Source organism: Acetatifactor sp. (assembly GCF_982438285.1).
Map to the genome: position 1 here is coordinate 1 of NZ_CEWDFQ010000349.1, position 3,087 is coordinate 3,087.

3 protein-coding genes are annotated in these 3,087 nt (G+C 40.2%); all 3 read left to right on the top strand.

Annotated elements, in window-relative coordinates; all coding sequences use genetic code 11:
* The first annotated feature begins 100 nt into the window (after positions 1 to 100).
* Positions 101 to 994, top strand: coding sequence for a hypothetical protein (locus tag AC1WIP_RS13660; RefSeq protein ID WP_481142345.1), 894 nt, complete (start codon positions 101 to 103; stop codon positions 992 to 994).
* Positions 995 to 1,293: 299 nt separating this feature from the next.
* Complete coding sequence (locus AC1WIP_RS13665) at positions 1,294 to 1,992, top strand: response regulator transcription factor (RefSeq protein WP_481142346.1); 699 nt, start codon at positions 1,294 to 1,296, stop codon at positions 1,990 to 1,992.
* The coding region (locus AC1WIP_RS13670; protein ID WP_481142347.1) for a HAMP domain-containing protein at positions 1,985 to 3,087 on the top strand (1,103 nt) is incomplete at its 3' end. The genes AC1WIP_RS13665 and AC1WIP_RS13670, both read left to right, overlap by 8 nt.

A 3,087-nucleotide genomic window follows, 5' to 3' on the forward strand; every position in this document is an offset into this window, starting at 1 on the left:
AATATACACAGTATAACAATGGATAGCAATGTATATATTGACAAGATATATTATTATTGATAAAATCAAAGAAAATTGAGTAGAAATTGAGGAAATATCAATGGACAAGACAAAGCAGCCTACATCACAGGAAACAACACAAGCCAATTTCCGTGTTTTACCAGAAACAGCAAATAAATTCAGGGAATTCTGCAAGGAGAATGGTCTTAATCAAGCCCAGGCATTTGACCACATCATGCAGGTTGTGGAACTGAGTTACGCAAGGGAGAAAATGGTTACAAGGGGCACAGAGATTGATGAGTTTGAACGCCATATAAAAGCTCTCATGTCAGCATACACATCCAGCCTGCAGTTAGCTGAAAACGCAGATGCGAGAATGCTTGATAAATATGAGGGGCAGCTAAGCTCAAAGGATGAGACCATACAGACTTTACAAGCAGAGAAAAAGCGTCTTGAAAGCCAGATAGATGTTGTCCGGGGCATGAGGGATCAATCTGACAGAGAGGCAAAAGATGCAAAAAGAGATTTGGAGACTGCCCTGAGAGAAAAAGATTCAGCGGAAAACGCGGCGAAGGATAAAGAAGAAATTAACAAGATGCTGGAGAAACGCCTGATTGAAACAGAAGAAAAGGCCAAGGCTTACGATGCCCTTAAGGCAGAAGCGGATGGATTAAGGCAGCAGGTTGATGAATTAGGACGGCAAATGGAAAAAGAGGGGATTGAAGCGGAGCGGAGGCAGGAAAGGGCAGTACAACAGGTAACTGACGAAAAGGAGAGTGCAATTCGCAATCTTGAAAGAGAAAACAGCAGGCTGAATGCCCAGCTCGAACAGGAAAAAGCCTCGCTTTCAGCAAAAATTGCGGCTGCACAATTGGAAGTGGAGAAAGGTCATAGTAAGGAAATTAAAGAGCTGTATTCACAAATCGATGACCTACGGAAAGAAAATGTTGCATTGACAAAACAAGTGGTGGATCTGCAGGCGAAAAAAGAATAAAAGATAATCTGGAGCCGGAGGAATTAATTCTGGCGCAAAGCTGTGAATTTCTTATGCAGCCGGGGAAAATGTAATTTCTCTGGCTGTTTTTGTTTCTGCCGCACTCCGGAGGGACGGCATTTTACCCGTAGTTATATTCTGCTTCTATTTGTCTCTGTTTTGTTTCTCGGAAGAATGGATGCCGGATTTTTCTTAAGTCCCATCATAACAAATCTGAAGAATTCTTAAGTCAGTATCCTGCTCAACCTTATTGTGGTATGATGGATTTACAAAAATAAACGAAGATGGTAGGAGCATTGATGGACAAAAATATATTAGTCATTGAAGACGATAAAGATATCCGCGAAGGAATAAAAATACTTCTTGAAGGTGAAGGCTACGTTATAGAAGAAGCTTCCAATGGCATGGAAGGCCTGGAGAAACTGAATCCAAAGACGAATTTAGTGATCCTTGACATTATGATGCCGGGGATATCCGGTCTAAAGATATGTGAAGAGATTCGGAAAATTTCGTATGTTCCCATTCTGTTTTTGACTGCAAAATCAAAAGAATCGGACAAACTGATCGGGTTTATGGCCGGGGCAGATGACTACCTTGTAAAACCGTTTTCCCATACTGAATTGTTTGTCAGGGTACGGGCCCTTCTTCGGCGTCAGCAAATATATGATAAGGGGACTGTGCAGGCTGCTCAGGAAGAAGAGTGGATTGAAATGCATCAGATACGTATTAATACCTCTAAAAACATTGTTTTTCTAAAGGGGGATGAGTTGTGTCTGACCGAAATTGAATATAAAATATTGCTGCTGCTGATGCGCTATCCTGCGAAGACCTTTTCCTTGCAAAACCTATATGAAAGTATATGGGAACAAAGCTTTATAAGTTCTTCTGCAAACACGGTTATGGTTCATGTCAGAAATCTTCGTACCAAAATAGAAGAGAATTCGCAAAAACCTAAAATTATTGTAACTGTATGGGGAAAGGGGTACCGGCTTGGATAAATTTTGGGGAAAAACACTTACACGAAAATTAATCCGGCTCCTTTTAATAGGCTTCGGTATAGCTGTAATCGTATTCTTTGTCCTATTAAAAATTGCGAACACGTTTTTAAGTGAGTATTTTTTCAGTTCAGATTATATATATGAGTCAGAAACTGCTTATATAGAAGAATTAGAGGACTTTGTCGCGAAAGAAAATTTGGCCGCAACAGATACGGAAAGGCTTGGTGAGTGGGCACACAAAAAAGGGATCCACCAATTTACGATCTCCCGTGACAGAATACTGATTTATGACAGCACTTATTCAGATTCCATTATATTAAGTGATGCAGAATCCGAGTCTTTGCACTATAATTGGCAATATTTCCATTCGGTTGAATTTGCTGACGGCCATGCAGATGTGTTTATATATGCGGATTATGAAATGAAATTTTATGTCCTCTCATATATAGCAATTGCGTTTCTTAGCGTACTTATATGGATTCTAATTTTTGCGCTTGGTATCCGCAAAGAGGTCAAATATATCCAACAGCTTAGTACAGGCGTTGAAAAAATAGGAGCGGGTGCATTAGACTATGTGGTTCCTATAAAAGGAACTGACGAACTCGGCGATCTTGCGCGAGGTTTGAACCAAATGCGGCTCGCATTGGTTGAGAAACAAGAAAATGAGCGAAAAATGAAAGCTGCGCAGGAAAAGCTTGTGCTTGGCATGGCACATGACCTGAGGACACCATTAACTGGCCTTATGACTTTTTTGGAAATTGCAAAAAAACAGCAGGACCTGAAAGAATGTAATGAATACATCAACAAAGCTTATTCTAAAACTCTGCAGATCCGTGATCTTTCAAATCAGCTGTTTGATTTTTTCCTGATTAATTCTGAAAGTCCGATGAAATTGGAAACCCCGGAAACTGTAGAATATGCATTAGGAGAATATCTTTCTGAGCTTTATGGGCTTCTGGAAATGGAGCATTTCCTAGTTTCTGTGGAGGAACTCTACTGGGAACCGGTAGAAGTGCAAATAAGTACAGATTATGTGGGGAGAATTATAGACAATCTTGTCTCTAACATAAAGAAATATGCAGACCCTTCCATGCC

Bases quoted from the DNA above. Each gene is read 5' to 3' on its own strand.
- AC1WIP_RS13660 (WP_481142345.1), top strand. From the start codon at position 101: ATGGACAAGACAAAGCAGCCTACATCACAGGAAACAACACAAGCCAAT.
- AC1WIP_RS13665 (WP_481142346.1), top strand. From the start codon at position 1,294: ATGGACAAAAATATATTAGTCATTGAAGACGATAAAGATATCCGCGAA.